The sequence below is a fragment of the Paenibacillus helianthi genome (genome assembly GCF_001909055.1).
Classification (GTDB): domain Bacteria; phylum Bacillota; class Bacilli; order Paenibacillales; family Paenibacillaceae; genus Paenibacillus_AQ; species Paenibacillus_AQ helianthi.
This window is the reverse complement of record NZ_LVWI01000046.1, coordinates 63846-86217: the sequence shown is the minus strand read 5'-3', so window position 1 is coordinate 86217 and position 22372 is coordinate 63846. Positions and strand designations below refer to the sequence as shown.

At 46.7% G+C, this 22372-nt stretch carries 14 protein-coding genes and 1 pseudogene; all 15 read left to right on the top strand.

All coding sequences use genetic code 11. The annotated features are described in order from the left end of the window. Window positions 1-185 (top strand): annotated as a pseudogene (locus A3844_RS33470) (IS110 family RNA-guided transposase); the annotation flags it as partial. A 450-nt stretch (window positions 186-635) separates the two neighbouring features. Beyond that, window positions 636-2429, top strand: a complete 1794-nt coding sequence (locus A3844_RS17365; RefSeq protein WP_074085325.1) for a cache domain-containing sensor histidine kinase — start codon at window positions 636-638, stop codon at window positions 2427-2429. A 15-nt stretch (window positions 2430-2444) separates the two neighbouring features. Next, window positions 2445-3773, top strand: coding sequence for a response regulator (locus A3844_RS17360; protein WP_074108054.1), 1329 nt, complete (start codon window positions 2445-2447; stop codon window positions 3771-3773). Window positions 3774-3887: 114 nt separating this feature from the next. Further along, entirely contained in the window at window positions 3888-4811 is a 924-nt protein-coding gene (locus tag A3844_RS17355; protein WP_074108053.1) for a carbohydrate ABC transporter permease, read from the top strand. Between the two features lies 1 nt (window position 4812). Beyond that, on the top strand, window positions 4813-5685 hold the full coding sequence (locus A3844_RS17350) for a carbohydrate ABC transporter permease (RefSeq protein ID WP_074108052.1): 873 nt from the start codon (window positions 4813-4815) through the stop codon (window positions 5683-5685). Between the two features lie 131 nt (window positions 5686-5816). Then, window positions 5817-7283 carry an ABC transporter substrate-binding protein gene (locus A3844_RS17345; RefSeq protein WP_074085321.1) on the top strand — a complete coding sequence of 489 codons (1467 nt, stop codon included), beginning with the start codon at window positions 5817-5819 and terminating at the stop codon, window positions 7281-7283. Window positions 7284-7628: 345 nt separating this feature from the next. Then, window positions 7629-10250, top strand: coding sequence for a bifunctional acetaldehyde-CoA/alcohol dehydrogenase (gene adhE, locus A3844_RS17340; protein WP_074085320.1), 2622 nt, complete (start codon window positions 7629-7631; stop codon window positions 10248-10250). Window positions 10251-10513: 263 nt separating this feature from the next. Beyond that, window positions 10514-12775, top strand: coding sequence for a formate C-acetyltransferase (pflB, locus tag A3844_RS17335; RefSeq protein ID WP_074085319.1), 2262 nt, complete (start codon window positions 10514-10516; stop codon window positions 12773-12775). A 130-nt stretch (window positions 12776-12905) separates the two neighbouring features. Next, window positions 12906-13643: a pyruvate formate-lyase-activating protein gene (pflA, locus tag A3844_RS17330; protein ID WP_074085318.1), complete on the top strand. Its 738-nt coding sequence runs from the start codon at window positions 12906-12908 to the stop codon at window positions 13641-13643. 249 nt (window positions 13644-13892) lie between these two features. After that, the gene (locus tag A3844_RS17325; protein WP_178382316.1) at window positions 13893-15296 is read left to right on the top strand and encodes an extracellular solute-binding protein; all 1404 of its coding nucleotides are present in this window, start codon (window positions 13893-13895) and stop codon (window positions 15294-15296) included. A gap of 102 nt (window positions 15297-15398) precedes the next feature. After that, window positions 15399-16283 carry a carbohydrate ABC transporter permease gene (locus A3844_RS17320; RefSeq protein ID WP_074108051.1) on the top strand — a complete coding sequence of 295 codons (885 nt, stop codon included), beginning with the start codon at window positions 15399-15401 and terminating at the stop codon, window positions 16281-16283. Continuing rightward, a complete protein-coding gene (locus A3844_RS17315; protein ID WP_074085315.1) occupies window positions 16283-17113 on the top strand; it encodes a carbohydrate ABC transporter permease in 831 nt (276 codons plus the stop codon). Before A3844_RS17320 ends, A3844_RS17315 begins: the two co-directional genes overlap by 1 nt. 27 nt (window positions 17114-17140) lie before the next feature. Next, window positions 17141-19003, top strand: coding sequence for a cache domain-containing sensor histidine kinase (locus A3844_RS17310; protein ID WP_074101070.1), 1863 nt, complete (start codon window positions 17141-17143; stop codon window positions 19001-19003). Then, window positions 18981-19772 carry a response regulator transcription factor gene (locus A3844_RS17305; RefSeq protein WP_074085313.1) on the top strand — a complete coding sequence of 264 codons (792 nt, stop codon included), beginning with the start codon at window positions 18981-18983 and terminating at the stop codon, window positions 19770-19772. The genes A3844_RS17310 and A3844_RS17305 overlap by 23 nt, the downstream gene beginning before the upstream one ends. Window positions 19773-20091: 319 nt before the next feature. Next, window positions 20092-22344: a stalk domain-containing protein gene (locus A3844_RS17300; RefSeq protein WP_074108050.1), complete on the top strand. Its 2253-nt coding sequence runs from the start codon at window positions 20092-20094 to the stop codon at window positions 22342-22344. The last annotated feature ends 28 nt before the right edge of the window (window positions 22345-22372 follow it).

Below are 22372 nucleotides of genomic sequence, written 5' to 3'. Positions count from 1 at the left end.
GACGAGCGATGTATTTAGCGGTAACATGCGGATTACGAGGAGAACTAAACCCTCGTCTCAGGGAGTATTACGACAGAAAAAAGAGTGAAGGAAAGCCCCATAAAGTAGCCGTGATCGCTTGCGCCAACAAGTTACTCCATCACGTGTACGCTATGCTTAAGAAAGGGCAACCCTACACTCTTTAACTTTACATTATCCATAAACTTCCAAATAATGGAGGTTTATTTGTTATGTCTTCAACAGTATAACAAATTTCGGAGGTATCCAAAAGCTGTGCTTGACATACCATTAGCTGGTTTTTTTGTTCCCTGCCGCGCCCAACCCCACAATTTTTTCGGTTTTCTGGGTTTGAGAAATGTGGTGATGTAGACGCGGAGTGGAGGTTTGGAGCTGGAGAAACGCCAGTGGTCGCCTTTATCCCCGGATTTCTACAACCAGTGGTGTAGTTTCAATCAGGGAATCGGGGGATAACAGCGATCGTAAGCCCAAACGCTCCGCGCAGCTTCGCCCCTATCACCACTGCTTCCCCCTGCAAACCGGGAAAATTGCATATAAATGAACATCATTTCCTTTGAAATAAACCTGTGTAAGCGCTTATCTGTTTGATATATTATTGAAACTGGAGGTGTATCCAGATGTTGTCTGCTTTTATCAAGCCAATCGTTAGGCTTAACGTCAAGCAGCAGCTGATCCTGCTGTTTCTAATTATGATCTCGCCCATCCTGATCCTTAACAGCTACGGTAATTACAAGGCTGAGGAAATCCTGAAGCGTCATGTGACGAATGCTTATGTGGAACTGAACAAACAGAATTTTGCGATTATTAACAGAGATATAGATACGGTGAACAAAATCACCACCACGATCATCCAGAATCCGATTCTGCAGCAGCTGCATGTGAGCGGCGACGAACCTGTACTGGACCGGGTGGAGCGCTATGAAACGATAGAAAAGCTGCTCGGCAGCTATTCGCAGGGAGCTGAGCGCGGCGATGGAATTTATTACTCGCTGTACGTGTATGACCCCGATAATTATTATTTTTTTGCCCCTAATTTTCCACAGGTGAAGAAGGCAGGGGTCTATTTTTTCTCCAAGGGAGAGAAGCCATACTGGTTTGACCAGGTGGTTCAGCAGAAGGGTCAGGGCTATTTAATGTTCACGGAGAAGCTGAGTCCGCAGGCAGAGAATCTGAAGACGCTGACTTACGTCCGTGCGGTCAATAACATTTACAGGGGGGCGGGTACCGTCGGCGTGCTGGTTGTCACTAAGATGGAATCCAAAATCGGCGAGTCCCTGAAATCCATTTCGTTGCCCGAAGGTGAAATCTATTTGACCGATATGAACAACCGTGTGCTGGCTTCTACCACCAATGCCACAGGGGAAGTTATCGGTCTGCCGGAGGGGGCTGATCCCGGAGATCCCGAAGGAACGGAGGACATGATCACGGATGACTTTATCTATGTGGTGAACAACAATCATGCCTTCGCCCAGAAGCTGATCTACAAGGTCCCGGTACAAGCGCTGCTCCAGCAGCAGAAGGAAATGAAGCGGGTGATTCAATACATAACGGTTGCCTACGCGCTCTTTGGATTGATTATCATCACTTATTTCTGGCGCTCTCTAATGACTCCTCTTCAGAAGCTGGCTTTTTTTGTTCGCAAATACGAGCCGGGCAACCGTGTGCCGGAGACGCCGCAAAGAGGGACGAATGATGAAGTCAGTGTGCTCATTGCTTCCACCTATGATATGGCCCGCAGGCTGAACAGTCTTATTATGTACAAATACCAGATGGAGCTGAAGCAGAAGGAATCACAGCTGCAGCTGCTTTATCAGCAGATCAATCCGCATTTGCTGTATAACACTCTGGAGAGCATCTATTGGAAAAGCTCGCTGGAAGGCAATGTGGAATCCGCGGAAATGATCAAGGAGCTGTCCAAGCTGATGAAGATCAGCTTAAGCCGGGGCCGGGAACTGATTACGCTGGAGGAGGAGCTGGAGCATGCCAGCGCCTACATCAAGCTGCAGCAGCACCGGTATGATTATGTGTTTACCGTCATCTGGAACATTGCCCCGGAGACCAAGGTCAATCTCATTCCCAAAATCACCCTTCAGCCCCTCATCGAAAATGCGATCATCCACGGAGTCAAAAATATGGATGAGGACGGAGAGATCATCATCACCTCGATTCTACAAGAGGATACCATTCTAATTACTATAGAAGATAATGGCTACAAACAGGTGGATTACAAGGCCATTGAGCAGGTGCTGAATGATGAGAGCCCCCATCCGGTCAGCGGATACGGCATCCGTAACATCAATCAGCGTGTGCATCTGCATTTTGGCCCGCATTATGGGATCAGCTATGCGCCTCGCAAGTGTGGAGGGACCGTCGTAACGGTTAAACTTCCGAAATCGGAGAATCAAGAATGAAAGGTGGCCTCCTATATGTTCAATATTTTGGTTGTAGACGATGAACCGCTAATTTGCAAAGGGCTCAGCAGTCTGCTGGCCTCCTCGGGGCTGGAGATCGATCGTATTTATACCGCGAACAGCGGTTTTGAAGCGCTGGACTGTATCCGCATGGAGGAGGTGGATCTGCTGGTGACCGATATCCAGATGAGAGCAATGAGCGGGATTGAGCTGATGCAGCATGCGAAGCTGGCCAAACCGTGGGTGCAGACGATCATCATTTCTGCGCATGAGACGTTTCAATATGCTCAGATGGCTGTCCGCCTGGGGGCGAAGGATTATTTGATCAAGCCGCTGAACAGCGAGCATTTTCTGGATTCCGTTCGGAGTGTGCTACTCAAAATGGATAAGCCTTCGCCGGAGCTTGCGATCTTCATGGCCGGAATCGGGAAGAGTTTTCGTTTGGAGGAGCCGCTGCCTGAATACAGCAAGCTGCTGAATACGCTGATTCAAGAGCCAAGCTCAGTGCTAGACGATGAGGAGACGCTGCGGAAGCTGGATGAACTGAAGCTGCGGGGTCCTTTTTTCTCCGTAATCAAGATTAAGCTGCCACTGCCAGAGGAGAATAAAATGCAGCAGTACACCTCCCGCGACCGGGAGCTACTGCGTTATGCCGCACTTAATATTGCCAAGGAGCTGCTTGATCAGGAATGGAGCACCGTAGCCTTTTATTCTCCTGAGGAAGAGATCACCGTCGTTATCCAGTGGGATGAGAAAAATTATGAGGAGTCGGCAACAGGCCAGATCAACCGACTGGATGTGCTTGGGCGCAGTCTGCATTTGAATATCCACAAGTATCTGTACCTGAACGCCGTGATCGGCATCAGCCAGATCCTCAAAGGGCTGTCATTTATGGATGTGCTGAACCGTCAGGCCGCAAAGGCTATTCAGTGGAACAAGGAACACTCGGATCATTTTGTATTTTATTATGGAGATTTCAACTGGAGCAGCTATGCCGCCGACCCGTCACCCGAGGACATCTATACGCACAGTAACCTGATTGTGCAGAAGGCCAAGGCGTATATCGACGAGAATTATGCCCAGAAAGGCTTAACGATCCATGAGGTGGCCAAAAAAAACCACGTAAGCCCCAACTACCTAAGCTATCTTTTCAAAAAAAACACAGGCCATAACCTATGGGAATACGTGATCAAGCTGCGGATGGAGGAGAGCCGGGAGATGATTCTGAGTACGGATTTGCGCCGTTACGAGATCGCGGAGCGGGTCGGGTATGAATCGCCGGAGCATTTCAGCAAGATTTTCAAAAAATATTATGGTATCAGTCCCAGCGAACTGAAGAAGTAAGAACGCTTACGATTGCGGTAGATATAGACATGTTCAGTCTCCGGCTCCTTTTTTACAATTAATGTAGACAGTACTTGATGAAGTGCTGACAGACGAAAGGAATGAGGGAGCCAGATGAACCACACTGCTGCAATCCGCGAGACGATACCGGTGAAGCCTGAGCGTAAACCGTACAAACAGAACCGGTGGAAAAAAAATTTTTGGGGATATATGTTTCTTGTGCCTGCCATCGTTATTTTTATTTTGTTCATGTGGGTTCCCATATTTAAAGGCTTTATGTACAGCTTCTATTCCGTGGACTTCGTGAAGGGCAATACCTTTGTTGGCTTCGACAATTATTCCAGAGCGCTTACGGACCCGGATGTGCTGATTGCCTTGAAGAACACCCTCTATTACATGGTGCTCTGTCTCGTGATCGGTTTTTGGGTACCGATTGCCTTTGCGGTCGCTATTTCCGAGCTGCGGAAGTTCGGCGGCATGGTGCGCGTGGCTGCTTATCTGCCATTTGTATTGCCGGCTGTAGTACTGTATGGCCTGTGGAGATGGCTGTATGATCCGGTCGGACCGATTAACGCTTTACTGGGCACCATGGGAGCGGATCAAATCCCGTTTCTGACGGACAGCAGGTGGTCTATGATCTCACTTGTCTTTATGGAAACCTGGCAGCAGTTCGGGTCGGGGATGCTGATCTATCTGGCCGCTGTGCTTAGTATTCCGCGTGACTGGTATGAAGCCGCTGAAATTGACGGTGCTGGCGTGTGGGCACGTATCCGTCATATTACATTGCCGTCTTTGCGTAACCTTATTATCCTAATGCTGATCCTGCAGATTATTGCCACCTCGCAAGGATACCAGTCTCAGCTTGCTTTGCTTGATGGAGGGCCGAACAATACGACACTGACCTATGCGCTGCTGATTGTGAAGTATGCTTTTACCCGGCTCGATTATGGAACGGCGACGGCGCTCGGCATGCTGATGTTTGTGGTCCTGGGCGGTTTGGGCATTCTGCAGTTCAGGCTGAACAAGGAGGACAACTAGCATGAAGAGCGCGGACAGAGGCATCCTCTCCGAACATGATTTGAAAAAAACAAGCAATAAATTCGTCTACGGAATTATGGTCTTCTTCATCCTGGTCATGGTCTTCACCATGCTCTATCCGATCCTGATGACGATGTTCAATGGGCTCAAATCCAACGCTGAGGTCAATTCATTCCCGCCACATTTTTTTCCGCAGGAGTGGCATTTCAGCAATTTGAAGGATGCGCTGAATTATATTGATCTGCTGATGTTCCTCAGGAACACATTGTATATTTTCGTGGGGAATATGGTCGTGACACTGATTGTGCTGGGCCTGGCTTCCTTCAGTATTTCACGGATGAACGTGCCGTACCGCAAGGTCTTCTACTTCTTCTTCCTGATGACTTTGTTTATCCCGGCGACCAGCTACATGATTCCGAACTTTGTGAATCTCAAGGAGCTTGGACTGTTGAACCAATATGCGGCGTTCTGGTTGCCAGCGGGGGCTAACACGTTCTACTTTCTGCTCCTGAAGAACTTTTTTGACGGAATTCATCCGGAGATTTTTGAAGCTGCGCGGATAGACGGGGCCTCGGAGCCCCGCAGCTTTTTTTCGATTGCGGTCCCGCTGTCCATTCCCATATTTGCCACACTGGCGATCTTCATCTTCTCTACCGCCTGGAATGACTGGTTCTGGCCGTCCCTTGTCATGCACTCTGAGGATAAATACACACTCGCCACAGCGATTTATAAATATGTTATCGCCGTTAAGGCGCTCAATACCAATATCAAGTTCGCAATTCTTTTTCTGGTCTCTCTGCCGCCGATTCTCGTGTTCCTGGTGTTCCAGAAATTCATTATGCGAGGTGTGGCTTTGTCGGCAGTCAAGGGGTAGGAGAGGATGGGACCTAGCTGCTTAGATCGTATACCTGCACCTGAAAGGAATATAAATACACCTCGTTTGGTAACGAATTCTCTCTTAAGATGAATCTGTAAGCTAACTATGAATGGAAAAGGGGAGTTTCAATGCGTAAATTTTCCAGCGTCCTGGCCTGTCTGCTTGTGACAGGATCGTTGTTATCCGCCTGTGGAGGCAATAATAACAACAATAGCGCCAAGGGAACCAATGGTGGAGAAGCATCACCGGCGGCAACAGACAAAGCCGCAGACAACAGCAGCGCAGCTACCAACGCACCGGCAGATGATATTACCCAGCGAAAAGTCACCATTAAGATCCACTATCCTACACCGGACCTGACAGAGGTACGGGCCCAGGAGGATGACAAGATCAAGAGGTTCCAGGCGGAATATCCGAATGTAGAGATCGTCAAGGACGACTGGCAGTACAACGTAAGCGAAATCGGGGTGAAAATGGCAGCGAACGAAGCTCCGACCTTCTTCAATACGTATGCAACTGAAGCCAAATTTCTGGTTGAAAAGGGCTGGGTTGCAGACATAACCGATCTCTGGAATAAATACGAGTACAAAGATCAGATCAATCCCGTGCTGCAGAACCAGTTCATTATTGACGGCAAGGTCTACGGCATCACCCAGAAAGGCTATGTCACCACTACGATGATCAATAAGAAGATGCTCGACGGCAAGGGCGTGGCTGTTCCGGCCATGGACTGGACCTGGGATGACATGCTGAATACCGCCAAAGGAGTGGCTGACCCTAAAAAAGGCATCTCTGGTATTGCTCCAATGGGCAAAGGCAATGAAGCAGGCTGGAACTGGACCAACTTCCTGTTCGAAGCCGGCGGAGAAATCCAGAAGATTGACGGTGGCAAGGTTGTGGCTACCTTTAACTCTGATGCGGGTGTGAAGGCGCTGGACTTCTATAAGAAACTGAGATGGGAAGCAAACGCTATTCCTCAGGACTGGGCACTGGGCTGGGGTGACGCTGTTGGCGCATTTCAGCAGGGGCGCACAGCGATGGTTATGGCCGGTTCGGACGGTGTGATTGAGCAAGCCCTGAACCAGGGAGGGTTGAAACCGGAGGATGTGCTTACTTATCCAATGCCTGCTGCGGAAAAGGGCGGCAAGCATACGGGCGTGCTCGGCGGCGACTATCTGGTCATCAACCCGAATGCTACCAAGGATGAGCAGGAGATGGCTTTCCGCTACATTACTTTCGATTACTTCTCTGACAAAGGTCTTGAGGCACTGGATGCCATTCTGCAGCAACGCAAAGCCGACGGCAAATACTTTATCCCGCCGCTTCTGGACTATTATGCCGCTGATTCTGATTTTGGCAAAAAAACCAAAGCAGTCTATGACAAGTACGATATTGTCTATCAATATAACCCGGATATTATGGCATTGCTGGATGGAAAGCCTGAAGCGCAATATAATACGCAGGACTATTATGCAACCATGTCCAATGTGATCCAGGAGCTCTTCTCCAAAAAAGGCACAGATTCCAAAACCCAGCTTGACGCTGCAGCCAAGACCGTACAGGAGAAATTCTTTGATACGATTAAGGTAGAGTAGCGCAGGGGGAATAAGGGGATATATGTAAATAGTACTATCACTAAAAGGCCGGGAGACTTCCTGGTCTTTTTTGTTATTCTAATAGAGGCAAAGTATCAGAAAAGTTTTTTATAGTGAAGCATGTCAAGTGAAAAAATTCACGTTCTCATAAACGACAAAAATTAAGCGGTATTTAAACATAAAATGGGATATATTCCGGAATATGATCGAATGAAAGCGCTTTGAAAACAAATCAAAAAAAACTTTATACTTTGTGAAAGATTTCACTATACAACCCGTGGCAGAATGTGATAAGATAAGTGTGTAGAGAAAAACAACCTAAAAATTGACAGGAGGACGAGGGAGATGGCAGTTAAGAACGAAGTCGCCGCCCAAGTGAAACAAACCACCGCTGAAGAGTATATTCAGACTTTGGTGGATAAAGCAAAGAAAGCTCAAGAAGCTTACATGGAGCTGGATCAAGAGCAGGTTAACACAATCGTTCATGCAATGGCGTTGGCAGGACTCGACAAGCATATGTACTTGGCAAAGCTGGCTGTAGAAGAAACAGGCCGCGGCGTATATGAAGACAAAATCACGAAGAACATCTTCGCAACAGAATATATCTGGCACGGCATTAAGTATGACAAAACAGTAGGTGTAGTAGAAGACAATCAATACGAAAGTTTCCAGAAGATTGCTGAACCAGTCGGGATCGTTATGGGGATCACACCGGTAACCAACCCAACATCCACTACGATGTTTAAAGCATTGATCGCCGCTAAGACACGTAACCCTATTATATTCGGTTTCCATCCATCTGCGCAAGAGTGTAGCGCCGCAGCAGCCAAAATCCTCCATGACGCAGCTGTAAAAGCTGGTGCTCCTGAGAACTGCATTCAGTGGATTGAGCTTCCTACGATGGACAAAACAAACGCACTGATGAACAATCCGGACGTTGCACTGATCCTGGCAACAGGCGGTTCAGCAATGGTAAAAGCAGCTTACAGCTGCGGTAAACCGGCTCTTGGCGTAGGTCCTGGTAACGTGCCTGCCTTCATTGAAAAGAGTGCTGATATCGATCAGGCAGTAACCGACCTTATCCTTTCCAAAACATTCGACAATGGTATGATCTGCGCTTCCGAACAAGCAGTTATCATTGAAGAAGCAATCTTTGACCAAGTGAAGAAGAAAATGATCGCTAACGGTTGCTACTTTGTAAATAAAGAAGAAGCTGCCAAGCTGACAAGCGGCGCAATGAACGTAGAAAAATGCGCAGTAAACCCTGCAATTGTAGGTCAATCCGCAGTGAAAATTGCTGAAATGTGCGGAATTCAAGTTCCTGCCGGCACGAAGATTCTGGTAGCTGAGCTTGAAGGCGTAGGCACCAAATATCCGCTGTCCGCTGAAAAATTGAGCCCGGTTCTTGCTTGCTACAAAGTTAAAAACGCAGACCAGGGTATCGAACGCGCAGCACAGATTGTTGAATTTGGCGGTATGGGCCACAGCTCGGCCATCCACTCCAACAACGAAGAAGTGATCATGAAGTTCTCGCACCGTCTGAAAACAGGACGTATTCTTGTCAATTCGCCTTCCACACATGGCGCAATCGGCGATATCTACAATACGAATATCCCTTCACTGACTCTGGGCTGCGGATCTTATGGCCGCAACTCTGTATCGCAGAACGTAACTGCCATCAATCTGATCAACGTGAAAAGGGTGAACCGTCGTACCGTGAATATGCAATGGTTTAAAGTACCTGACAAAATTTACTTCGAAAAGGGATCCACTCAATACCTGGCTAAAATGCCTGACATCACACGGGTAGCTATCATCACTGACCCAATGATGGTTAAACTGGGCTATGTAGAAAGAGTTGAGCACTACCTGCGTCAACGCCAGACTCCAGTAGCGATCGAAGTGTTCTCTGAAGTTGAACCAGATCCATCGACTACTACTGTAGAAAAAGGTACTGCAATGATGAACAGATTCCAACCGGACTGCATCATCGCACTCGGTGGCGGTTCCCCTATGGATGCTGCCAAAGGCATGTGGTTGTTCTACGAACACCCAGACGCTGACTTTAACGGCCTGAAACAGAAATTCATGGATATCCGCAAACGCGTATACAAATTCCCTAAGCTTGGAAACAAAGCGAAATTCGTAGCGATTCCAACTACTTCGGGTACTGGTTCGGAAGTAACTTCTTTCGCGGTTATTACTGACAAAACAACTGCCAATAACACTAAATACCCATTGGCTGATTATGAGCTGACTCCAGACGTAGCTATCATCGATCCTGAGTTTGTATACAGCTTGCCAAAAACAGCTGTAGCTGATACAGGTATGGACGTATTGACTCATGCCATCGAAGCTTACGTTTCCGTAATGGCAAGTGACTACTCGGACGGTCTGGCTATCAAAGCTATCCAATTGGTATTCCAATACCTTGAAAAATCGGCATTGCAAGGTGACAAGCTTGCCCGCGAAAAAATGCACAACGCATCTACGCTGGCTGGTATGGCATTTGCCAACGCATTCTTGGGTATCAACCACAGCTTGGCGCACAAATGGGGTGGACAGTATCACACCGCTCACGGCCGCACCAATGCAATTCTGATGCCACACGTTATCCGCTATAACGCTAAAAAACCTACAAAGTTCGCTTCGTTCCCTAAATATTCGCACTTTGTAGCTGACGAACGTTATGCCGAAATCGCACGTATTCTGGGATTGCCAGCACGCACTACTGAAGAAGGTGTAACAAGCCTGATCAACGCGATCCGCGACATGAACAAAAAACTCGGTATTGAAGAGTCGTTCCAAGCGCTTGGCTTCGATCCTAAGGATTTCGAATCCCGTGTAGACTACTTGGCTGACCGTGCATTTGAAGACCAATGCACAACTGCCAATCCTAAGCTGCCACTGGTTTCTGAACTTGCTGATGTATATCGGAATGCTTTCTATGGCAGATTCGATAACTAATTAACGGTTGTTTAGCAAAAAATGAGTTTATAGGTTAATATGGGACTGGATGGAAGTGACAAATATCACCGAAAGAGTGATATTTGTCACAGTCCTTTTTCAGAAAATAAACTAAAATGTTTATATAGACAACGGTCCCGTTTATGAAGATGCAATTGTGAATTTTATAACAACTAGATCTTTTTTGGGATCACGAGACACGGGATTAACCTTCAAGCCCGCGATCTCTACAAATATACTAAATATAAATGGAGGGATTTAGCATGTCGGTGATTGAAAAAGATGTACAAGAGGTTAAGTCTGGATGGCGCGGTTTTGCAAAAGGCAAATGGTCCAGAAAAGTAAACGTTAATGATTTTATTGAAAAGAACATCAAGCCTTATCTTGGCAAGGAAGATTTCCTTGCAGGCCCTACTTACAATACTACTGAACTTTGGAAAATTGTATCTGAAATGACCAAGCAGGAAATTGCTAATGGCGGTGTGCTGGATGTGGACGTTAATACTGTATCCACTATCGTATCTCACAACCCTGGTTATATTGACAAAGACAAAGAACAAATTGTCGGCGTTCAAACAGATGCACCTTTCAAACGTTCCATTCAACCTTTCGGCGGAATCAAGATGATGATCGATGCTACCAAGGCTTACGGCTTCGAACTTCCGCAAAACATTGTTGAAATGTTCACGAACATCCGCAAAACGCATAACCAAGGCGTATTTGATGCATATACCTCTGAAATGAGAGCTGTTCGTAAAGCAGGTATTATCACTGGTCTTCCTGATGCTTACGGCCGTGGCCGTATTATCGGTGACTACCGTCGTGTAGCTCTTTACGGCATTGATTTCCTGATTAAAGAAAAGAAACAAGACCTTAACAACCTTGAAGTTGATTCCATGACCGAAAATGTTATTCGTCTCCGTGAAGAAATTTCCGAGCAGATTCGTGCACTTGGGGAATTGAAGAAAATGGCTGAAATGCATGGAATGGATATCTCCAAACCTGCAAATAATGCTAAAGAAGCTTTCCAATGGGTGTACTTCGGTTATCTGGCTGCTATCAAAGAACAGAACGGTGCTGCAATGTCCCTGGGACGCGTATCCTCTTTCCTTGATATCTATGTAGAACGTGACCTTGCAGAAGGAACACTGACCGAAGAACAAGCACAGGAACTGACAGATCACTTCATCATGAAACTGCGTATCGTTAAGTTCTTGCGTACTCCTGATTACAATGAACTGTTCAGTGGAGACCCAACTTGGGTTACTGAATCCATTGGCGGTATGTCTGTAGACGGAACTACACGTGTAACCAAGAATAGCTTCCGTTTTCTGCACACCCTTTACAATCTGGGACCAGCTCCAGAGCCGAACCTGACTGTACTGTGGTCTGAAAAATTGCCAGAAGGCTTCAAAAAATTCTGTGCTAAGGTTTCCATCGAAACCAGCTCGATTCAATATGAAAATGACGATTTGATGCGTCCAATCTACGGTGATGACTACGGTATTGCTTGCTGCGTATCCGCAATGCGTATCGGTAAGCAAATGCAGTTCTTCGGAGCTCGTGCCAACCTGGCAAAAGCTTTGCTGTATGCTATCAACGGTGGTGTGGATGAAAAGTCCGGCGTACAGGTAGGACCTGAACTGCCTCGCATCACTTCCGATGTATTGGATTATCAAGAAGTAATGAAACGCTTCAAACCAATGATGGAGTGGTTGGCTAAGACTTACATGAACACACTGAATGTCATCCACTACATGCATGATAAATATTCTTATGAACGTATTGAAATGGCTCTGCATGACCGCGATATCCTGCGGACTATGGCTTGTGGTATTGCTGGTCTGTCCGTTGCGACTGACTCCCTGAGCGCCATTAAATACGCTAAAGTTAAACCTATCCGCAATGAAGAAGGTATTGCCATCGACTTTGAAATCGAAGGTGAATTCCCTTGCTACGGTAACAACGACGATTCCGTTGATAACATTGCTGTAGAACTGGTTGAATCATTCATGACGATGATCCGCAAACACCACGCTTACCGTGATGCTCTGCCAACTCAATCGATCCTGACGATTACTTCCAACGTTGTGTATGGTAAGAAAACTGGTACTACTCCTGATGGACGTAAAAAAGGCGAACCATTCGCTCCAGGTGCCAACCCAATGCACGGACGTGATAAGAAAGGCGCTTTGGCTTCCCTGAGCTCCGTAGCTAAACTGCCGTACGAAGATAGCTTGGATGGTATCTCCAACACCTTCTCCATCGTGCCAAAAGCACTGGGTAAAGAAGAAGAAGGACGTAAATCCAATCTGGTATCGATGCTTGATGGATATTTCGCAAGCAAGGGTCATCACCTGAATGTTAACGTATTTGCCCGCGAACAATTGCTGGATGCTATGGAGCACCCAGAGAACTACCCACAATTGACTATCCGCGTATCCGGCTATGCTGTTAACTTCATCAAGTTGACTCGCGAACAACAAATGGATGTTATCAACCGCACATTCCATGGTGCAATGTAATATACAATCATTTGCTTGAGTTTTAGGTATACAGTGAAATAGTTGCAAGGTGTACCGCCCTTGTCTCAAGGGCGGTACTATCTTGTTTAAGATTGATTAAAATTTTAAATTTTCGAAAGGATGACATCATATGGCTAATGGACATATACACTCCTTAGAAACCTTTGGAACCGTTGACGGGCCAGGTATTCGTTTTGTCTTGTTCATGCAGGGCTGCCTCTTGAAATGCCAATACTGCCATAATCCCGACACATGGGGTTTAAATGAAGGCAGAGAAATGAGTATTGATGAGGTACTGGCTGAAATTGAGCCTTACCTGAATTATTACCGCTCCTCCGGCGGCGGTTTGACCGTCTCGGGTGGCGAACCGACTTTACAGGCGCATTTTGTGAAACAGCTGTTCACCGAAGTGAAGAAGCGCTGGAATTTGCATACTACACTTGATACTAACGGTTACAATGAAGGTGATAAGATTAATGATCTGCTTGAACAAACGGATCTTGTCTTGCTTGATCTGAAGCACATTGATGATGAAGCACATATCAAACTTACCGGTAAGTCCAATGAACGTACCCTGAAGCTGGCTCGTTGGCTGTCTGACCATGACCGTAAGATGTGGATCCGCCATGTGTATGTGCCGGGTATTCATGACCGTGAAGAAGACTTAATCAATTTGGGACGCTTCATTGGAACATTGAATGGTGTCGAAAAATTCGAAATTCTCCCCTATCATCAAATGGGTATCTATAAATGGGAAGTACTTGGAAGACCTTATGAGCTTGAGGGAGTGCCTTCACCAACGGAAGAAGAAGTTCAGCGTGCCTACCGGTTAATTGAAGAAGGCCGCAAGCAAACCGCATTAGTATAATCATTCGCCACACCAAAGCCGATCCAATAGTGTAATTACTGTTGGGTGGCTTTTTTGTGTAGAATGGACTTGGGAATGTTCACTTGAGAAGTCAGTTTACATAACGTTGTTTGATAGATAATTAAAATGGTTTCGCTTACATAAGAGAATTTTATCCCTGGAGTGGATGAATCTTAACCTTACGGTTCCAAACCTTGTTTTCTATAATAAGAAATGTAAGGGAAATCAACATAGGGAGGGTCACCCATAATGAAGAAAAGTGTAACATTGCTATTGTCTCTGCTGTTTGTAAGCTCTGCGATCATGGCGGGCTGCGGTAACAACAACAATTCCGCTGGTAACCAAGGTGAGGCGGCAGCAACGAATGCTGCGAATGCTACGGAGTCACCTGCTACCGAGAAACCGGCCAGCAGCGAACCTTTTGAAATGACCATTCGTCATACGCAAGTAGGTGCAGACAAACAGAAACGCTTGGCTATCTTGGAGGATGTTGTAGGAAAAGTACAGGCAGAAGTGCCGGGTCTCACTTTTAAGCTGGATGGTGTGGATTCTGATGTGAACCGCAAGGAGAAGCTGCGGGGTGAAATGGCGGCGGGGAATCCGCCTGAGATTTTTGATCTCTTCGGCAGTCCTGACTCTAAAATATATGCCAAAGAAGGTAAATTGCTCGATCTCACACCGATTCTAGAAGAACTGGGCATCAAAGATAAATTCTCGAATCTCGATCCATTTACGTACGAAGGTAAGATATACGGGCTGCCGATCGGCGGCTCCGGTGAAGGTTTCTTCTATAATAAAGAATACTATGCGAGTAAGGGCTGGAAGGCTCCTACAACTTTCGCTGAATTAGAACAGCAGCTGGCTGCCATCAAAGCCGACGGCAAAGTGCCGCTGGCGGGTGCTTCCAAAGCGGGTTGGGTTCCCCTAATGCTTGCGAACCATCTCTGGTCGCGGTATGCAGGACCGGATGTTACGGCTAAGTTCGCCACCGGTGAAGCCAAATGGAGTGATCCCAATGTAGTTAAGGGTTTTGCCAAGTATAAGGAATGGGAAGATAAAGGCTATTTCAAAAAAGGCGAGCTTGGTTTCGAATATGCTGAATACACTACCCAGTTCACCAGTGGTGAAGCGATTCTGATGTACGATGGTACATGGAAATCCTCCGTATTCAAGGCAGGGCAATCCGGTGAAGGCTTGATTGGTAAGGTTGGCTTCTTCAATATTCCAGCTGTGGAAGGTGGAGTTGGCGATCAGACAGCATTGATGCGTGATGTGAATAACGGTTATGGCTTTTCTGCTTCTGCGGCTAAGGACGAACGGCAGCTGGCAGCAGTGAAGTCTTTCATCAAAAATATGTACAATGAGGAAATGCAGCTGCGTGGATTGGTTGAAGACGGTGTACTGCCGGCCATGAAGATTGATCAGGCAGTGTTAACTAAAAATATCACGGATGATCTAATGAGTGAAATTGTAGCTGTTCTGAATAACTCCGAGTCCTCATTCCCGGCCTTCGACTCTCTAGTACAGGCAGATGTCACTACGGAAATCAGCAATATTCAAATTCAAAAGCTGATCGGCGGTCAGACAACACCTGAGAAAATGGGCGAGGCTCTGCAAAAAATTCAAGAGGAAGCCAATGCAGCAGTCGAATAAGGTTCGGTGAACAGGATGTGCCCTGGTGCTTGCTCCAGGGTGCATTTTTATAAAAGTATAAGGCACAGAGCTCCTTGATTCTCATGCAATCGGAGGAAAATCATGAATAAATCACTCAAAAATCCGCTGGTGTTCACCTTGTTTATTTTACCTGCGTTAATTTTGTTTTTAGTGTTCTTCATTTATCCGATATTCAGCTCCCTTTACTACAGCCTTACCAGCTGGAACGGCGTTTCAGACACCGTAAAGTACACAGGAATGAGTAATTTTGAAAAAGCCCTGGGTGATGAGCGCTTCTGGGTATCTGTCAAAAACAACGGCTGGTTTATTTTGTTTTCTGTATTCATTCAGGTTCCCCTCATTATTCTGTTCTCCCTGCTAATTGCCAATGTCAAAAAGCTGAAGGGACTCTACAAGACGGCAGTCTTTATGCCTTCCATTATGTCTACGGCGGTTATTGGTATCCTGTGGGGGTTCATCTATGAGCCCAATATCGGGCTGTTCAACAAATTGCTGGGGGTTATCGGAATTGAACCATTATACTGGCTGTCGGATGAACGGTTCGCTATGCTGTCCATACTGATCACCAATGCTTGGCAGTGGACCGGATTCTACATTGTAATGGTGCTGGCAGCGATTCTATCCATTCCGGGAGAACTGGATGAGGCCGCGGCGATAGACGGTGCAACGGGCTTCCAGCGGGCTACACGCATAACATTGCCGTTAATCGTTCCGATCATTTCCGTTGTTATCATGCTATCCATTGCGGGGGCCATGAAGGCAGCGGATATCGTCATCGTTATGACGAAAGGCGGACCGGCAGGTTCAACCGAGGTAATGGCTACCTACATGATCAAATATGCCATCACTAACTTCAAATATGGGTACGGGAACGCCATAGCCGTTCTGATCTTTATGTTCACGCTTGTGGTTACAGCACTTTATCAGCTGCTGTTCGCCCGGCGTAATGAAAGGATTGAATACTAATGGCGCGAACCTTGAAAAAGAGCATACCTCATATCGCATTGCTGGGTTATCTTGTAGTTGTTTTGTTTCCGTTTCTGTTTGTATTATTCTCTTCGGTGAAGAAGGATAATAATGCCATAGCGCTGAATCCTTTTGGAATTCCAAAGGAGTTTGTGTTTAACAATTACGTCGAGGCTTGGGTGAATGCCAAGATCAGCACGTATTTTTTTAACAGCTTATACATTTCTATATTGTCATCTGTAGTATCTATTCTGCTGGCTTCCATGTTCGCCTTTGCGGTTACGCGGATGCGTCAGGGCAAGTGGAACCAAATCCTGTTCTCGCTGGTGCTGATAGGGATGCTGATTCCAAATAATGCGCTGATGCTGCCGATTTATACGATTGTACGCAAGCTCCATATTCTGAACACCCACTGGGCACTGATTATTCCTTATATCGCCAATGCGATTCCATTCACGATTATTATTTTGGCGGCGTTTATGCGCTCTTTGCCCAGTGAAATTGAGGAAGCTGCTGTTATGGACGGCTTGAAGGCCCCGGGTATCTTTGCTAGAATTATTGTACCTTTGACGGTTCCCGCCATGGTTACAGTATTCATTGTTAATTTCCTGGGAAATTGGAATGAGTTTTTGCTGGCCAACTATTTTCTTTCGAATGACGAGCTGCGCACACTTCCGGTGGGGATGGTCCAATTCCGTGATCAGTATCAGATGAACTATGCGCAGATGTCCGCAGGCATTGTCTACAGTGTGCTGCCGGTCGTAATTATTTACGCCATTTTGCAGGAGAAGATTATTGAAGGGGTTACAGCGGGCAGCGTAAAAGGATAATCTATTCACAGTCAGGGGCACTAGCCGATGAATTTGCGCTACAAGTTGTTTACGGCGTTTTTGGGCCTGATTATCATTCCTCTGTTTATTCTTGGCATGATTATGTTTTTTGTGACTTATAATTCAATTGAGAAGAAGTACAGCCAGCAATCCGAGTATTCGCTCAAAGCCATCAGCTACAGCATATCCAGTGTCTTCAAGGACATGGACAACGTCACTGATAACGGAATTGCCACCTCGGTATTTCATATGGCACTTAGTGCAGAGGACCCGTCCACACAGGATTTGACCGATGCCGAGCAGCTTAGTCTGAATGCCAGCCAGCGCAACTTCCGCAGTCTTTTGTACAATCATCCATCGATCAGCTATGCTTTTCTCTACAATTTTAACGGGAAAGGCAGCTCGGAGATTGTCTCGATCTTCAACAAGGAGAATTTCCGTACACTCCCCTATGACAAGTTCAAGGGAAGTGAGCTGTATCAGGAGGTCATGAAGCTGAACGGAGTGCCCAAATGGATTGCACCTCACGAATATCCGGAACTGACCGGAACGGAGCCTGTATTTACGCAGATCCGGCTGGTGAAGGAACTAAGCTTTTTTCAGAATATCGGTATTCTGGTGGTGCAGATCAAGAATTGGGAGTTCGAATCGATCTTCCGCAATCTCAAAATCGGGGATAGTGACCAGAAAGTTTCCTTTATGCTTGTGAACGATGATGGCATGATTCTGTTTGATCCGGACCGCAAGCTGGATGGCCAGGATTTCCATTCCTTTACAGCGAAGAACTTCGCTTTTCAAAAAGGCTTTCAAAGCTTCAGAACAGAGTTCGATGGGGAGAAAAGCATACTCTCGGTCTATCATCTTAAGGATTATCCCTGGAGTCTTGTCTCCATTACCTCCTGGGATTCTCTGTCCCGAGAAGTAACAGTGTTCGCCCGATGGTTTGTGGTTGTAATCTTCTTGTGCCTGCTGGGTGCAGTCATTTTTAATCTGTTTTTCATGAACCGGATTACGGGCGGTATTGCTGTTATAGTCCGGTTTATGCGGCGGGTAGAGGATGGAGATCTCACTACACGTGTGGAGGAGAAGGGCAGCGATGAAATGACACTGCTTGCGCGTGGCTTCAATGATCTGATGGATAAAATTAATAGTTTATTCAATAGGGTGCATGTGGAGCAGCATCGGAAAAATCAGGCTGAAATGCGGGTACTTCAGGCACAGATCAAGCCACATTTTCTGTTCAATACGCTGGAATCCATTAATGTGCTCGCTGTTCAGAATGAAGGCCGGAAGGTCAGTGAGATGGTCTACAGGCTGGCCAGTATCCTTCGCATCAGCATTCAGGACAGGGATGAAATTACACTGGATGAGGAAGTCACGCACCTGCGCAATTATTTGGATATTCAGAAATTCCGCTTTGAGGATATCTTCGATTATGAAATTGATATTCCCCAGGAGCTGTTAGGCTGTGGCGTCCTCAAGCTTACCCTGCAGCCGCTTGTCGAAAACAGCATCCAGCACGGGTTCGAAGGGATCGAATACAAGGGGATGGTTAGTGTAAAAGGCTGGGAAGAGCGGGGGAATCTGATTCTGCAGATTAAGGATAACGGAATTGGGATGAGTTCAGCCCAGCTCTCCTTGTTCCAGTATATGGTGAGTGAATCAGGAGAGGCTGCCGAATCCATCACCGGGAACAAGCCGGAGCATGGCATTCATCTGGAGCGGCGCGGGCTTGGTGTACGCAGTGTAGCTGACCGTATCCGTATTGAATATGGAGACAGATATGGGATATTTATCTGCGCAAGTCCGGGAGAAGGTACCATCATCCAATGCGTCATCCCAAAATACGGGCAGGGAGAAGATCATTATGCTAAAGGTATTATTGGTTGACGATGAAGCCCCTATACTTGGCAATCTGCGTCGTGTGCTGCCATGGCAGGAAATGGGGATGGAGATCACCGGCATGGCCCGCAGTGGAATGGAGGCGCTCCGCATTGCTGAGGAACAAGCCCCAGACCTTGTACTCTGCGACATCCGTATGCCCGTCATGGATGGATTAACGTTCATCGGCAAGCTGCGCGAGATGGGACTGGACAGCGAGGTTCTGCTGCTAAGCGGTTATCAGGAATTTGATTATGCGCGGGAAGCCATCCGGCTTGGGGTGAAGGAGTATATCTGCAAGCCGATTCATTATGAAGAGCTGGGCAACAAGGTGCGGGAAATGGGCACGCGAATCCGCAGCAAACAATACAAGGATAAGCTGTACAACAGTATTCCGCTGTTTCAGGAGCAACCTCCGGCAGAGGATTCTGCCAAAAAAACACCGGAACAGCTGATGAATCTAGCTGCCCAATATATTTCGGAGCGGCTGAATTATGATCTGGGTATTGAGGAAGTGGCGAATAAAATTGGCATCAGCAGCAGCTATTTTTGTCTTTTATTCAAGAACCGCTTTGCCATGACCTTTGTGGAGTATGTAACGCAACAGCGTATGGAAGCAGCTAAGTTCATGCTGGCAAGCAGTGACAAGAGCATTACTGCGATCAGCGCAGGTGTAGGTTATCAGGAGCGCCGTTATTTTACAAAAGTGTTCCAGAAACAGACAGGAATGACCCCCAAGGAATACCGGGACCAGCATCGAATGCCGGAGACTCGGTAAGCATAGGATTGATACACCTGAAGAGGCGACGACCTTGTCCACAAGGTTAGCGTCTCTTTTTTGTAGTGCAAAGTGAAGCCTGTTAGAATGACAATGGGGTTCTGGTGATAATAAATGGTAATAATTTTTAATCTTTTCTTTACATTTAATGAAACTTTTTAAGGACTCCTGCGTCTAATACTATGTTTTGTAAATGAACGTGGCAAAAATCACAGTCTCGTCCCTTACGGACGATTGCGTTTTTGCAGGGATTATAAGGATTGCAGAGAGAGATTTACTTTCCTTATATACTACTAATAGGAGCAGAAGGAGTCATACCATGAATTTGAAAAAAATTTCGTTAGTTGCAGTCCTGGCTATATCTCAGGTTGCAGCGGCAGTGCCGGCGTTTGCCGTCCCTGTAAGCACCACCACTACAACTGGAACAGTAGTTCAAGCAGCCGAGGCTACCCCTACTCCTGTGATGGCGCCAGAGCCTGCTGCTACTGACCCGCTGCCTCCGCTGGTTTCACCGGGGACAGCAACACCAACACCAACAGCGACACCATCAGCGATGCCTTCTGCATCAGCCATTCCTGCTGCAACGGTAGTGCCTTCAGCCACACCGGTACCCGCACAATCAGCAATACCTACAGCTACACCTGGCACGATCACACCAAGTGGGACTACAGGGGGACAAATTATCCCGACTGCTGGAGCGAACCAACTCATACTTATGATGAACAGTAATAAAATGTATAAGAATGGCACCCCGTATTTGGCTAATCAGCCAATGGCAGTTAAGTATGGCGTATCCTATGTATCGATTCGTGCCATGGTGGAAATGGTTGGCGTAAAATATACCTATGATACAAAAACAAAGGAAGTTATTGTAACCAAAGGCGACAGCATCATGCGTTTTAAAACAGACAGCAAGATCTATACGGTAAATGGCAACAAGGTGCCTATGAAAGGTCCTGCCTACCAGTTCAAGGGAACATTCATGATTCCTTTGACCTCGATTACAGGTGCTCTATCCATCCCTTATAGTGTTGATAACGTGGGGAAACGTGTCATTCTATCACTGAACATGAAGCCTACGGCTTCTTTTACTGTACAGCCGACTGTAATTTATGCCGGACAAACGACTGTGAATTATGTAACCAAGAATTCATCGCCCAATGGCACTGCAATTGTAACTGAACAGTGGGGCGGCAACAAAATGGATATTTATGATCAGCCGGGATTTTATACGGTAACCTATTCGGTAACGGACGCTTCCGGACAGACAAGTGATCCTTATTCAGTGACCTTTCAAGTCCTCCAGCCGAACCAGCCGCCTGTTGCCAATTTCACTTCCGATAAAGAGGAATACAAAATGGGTGAGCCGGTGACCCTTACCGACCTGAGTTATGATCCTGAAGGTGAAGAACTGACGGTTGAGTGGACGAACCGCGCACTGGCCTTTTTTAATCCGGGACCTGTTTCGATCCAGCTCAAAGTAACTGACAAACACGGACTGAGCAGTACGTTCGAGAAAACCATTAATATTACAAGTGAGCAGTTGTATACCCAGGATGAAGTAGCCAAATTGTTCACAGTTCCTGGTGATATTATCTCGATGGACGGCGGTTCGATTCCAGGATTGCCAAACCTGCAGTACAATTTGTCTTCCGAGGGATATAAGCTGATTCGCAGCAACAGCCCGGAAACGGTCAATTCGGAGGGTGTGCTGTACCGCGAAACATCGGTTGGATTAACCCGTTTCCTGGTTCACCACATGAACAATATGTCCACTAGACAGAAGCTGTATGTAATCGCAACGAACAACAACTTGTACCCAACTACAATTACTACCCAATATTTGGGAATTGCGGGTCCGGCCACATCACCGGAATACACAGGTAAAATTTCGATCCAAAAGTATTACCAATCCATGCTTAACAACTCAAGTTATGGAACGATTACTCTTCAACCGGGGCAAAGTATGCCTATCATGACGGATATCAGTAAAGTCGCCATGAAACCTGGTGAAGTGCTCTCACTAAGTGCTGACCTGTCCAGTGATTTGGCAGTGCAGTATAACGTTGTAATGGTTGAGCAGACTAAAGATCCGGTAGCATTGTTGCCAACTCTGCCCCTTCTGGACCGTGATGGTGTACACAACCGGGGAACCTACGATGAGTCTACACGTATAATCAGTGTCTTTGATGAGGTTGGAGCCACACAGTCGAAGCTTGTGCTTGGTGATAACAGCAAAGACCTGAATCTGGTCGGTGTTGATCCGATGAGCGGAACAGCCGCTTCGAACTCAGGCAACTTCGGGGTTCTATACAAAATCAGACTCGAGAGTGTCGCCAAGAATACACTGATTACATTCAATCCGCGCGGAGGCAATTATCTGGGGTCTATAATGGTCAACGGATCGATTATTAATCTGCCGAACAAAGGGAACTTATCCAGCTCCGACATGAACGCTGTGCTCTATCGATCCGGCGAATATACAGGTCCGGTGGATATCGTATTCTCGGTGGCTTCCGGCAGCAATCTTCCGGTAAACCTGGTCTTTACACCCATTCTGGCCAAAAAATAAATCGGGCAGTTTCGTCAAAAGGCCTGTC

Coding starts and splice junctions, on each gene's coding strand:
- A3844_RS17365 (WP_074085325.1), top strand. CDS start 636: ATGTTGTCTGCTTTTATCAAGCCAATCGTTAGGCTTAACGTCAAGCAG.
- A3844_RS17360 (WP_074108054.1), top strand. CDS start 2,445: ATGTTCAATATTTTGGTTGTAGACGATGAACCGCTAATTTGCAAAGGG.
- A3844_RS17355 (WP_074108053.1), top strand. CDS start 3,888: ATGAACCACACTGCTGCAATCCGCGAGACGATACCGGTGAAGCCTGAG.
- A3844_RS17350 (WP_074108052.1), top strand. CDS start 4,813: ATGAAGAGCGCGGACAGAGGCATCCTCTCCGAACATGATTTGAAAAAA.
- A3844_RS17345 (WP_074085321.1), top strand. CDS start 5,817: ATGCGTAAATTTTCCAGCGTCCTGGCCTGTCTGCTTGTGACAGGATCG.
- adhE (WP_074085320.1), top strand. CDS start 7,629: ATGGCAGTTAAGAACGAAGTCGCCGCCCAAGTGAAACAAACCACCGCT.
- pflB (WP_074085319.1), top strand. CDS start 10,514: ATGTCGGTGATTGAAAAAGATGTACAAGAGGTTAAGTCTGGATGGCGC.
- pflA (WP_074085318.1), top strand. CDS start 12,906: ATGGCTAATGGACATATACACTCCTTAGAAACCTTTGGAACCGTTGAC.
- A3844_RS17325 (WP_178382316.1), top strand. CDS start 13,893: ATGAAGAAAAGTGTAACATTGCTATTGTCTCTGCTGTTTGTAAGCTCT.
- A3844_RS17320 (WP_074108051.1), top strand. CDS start 15,399: ATGAATAAATCACTCAAAAATCCGCTGGTGTTCACCTTGTTTATTTTA.
- A3844_RS17315 (WP_074085315.1), top strand. CDS start 16,283: ATGGCGCGAACCTTGAAAAAGAGCATACCTCATATCGCATTGCTGGGT.
- A3844_RS17310 (WP_074101070.1), top strand. CDS start 17,141: ATGAATTTGCGCTACAAGTTGTTTACGGCGTTTTTGGGCCTGATTATC.
- A3844_RS17305 (WP_074085313.1), top strand. CDS start 18,981: ATGCTAAAGGTATTATTGGTTGACGATGAAGCCCCTATACTTGGCAAT.
- A3844_RS17300 (WP_074108050.1), top strand. CDS start 20,092: ATGAATTTGAAAAAAATTTCGTTAGTTGCAGTCCTGGCTATATCTCAG.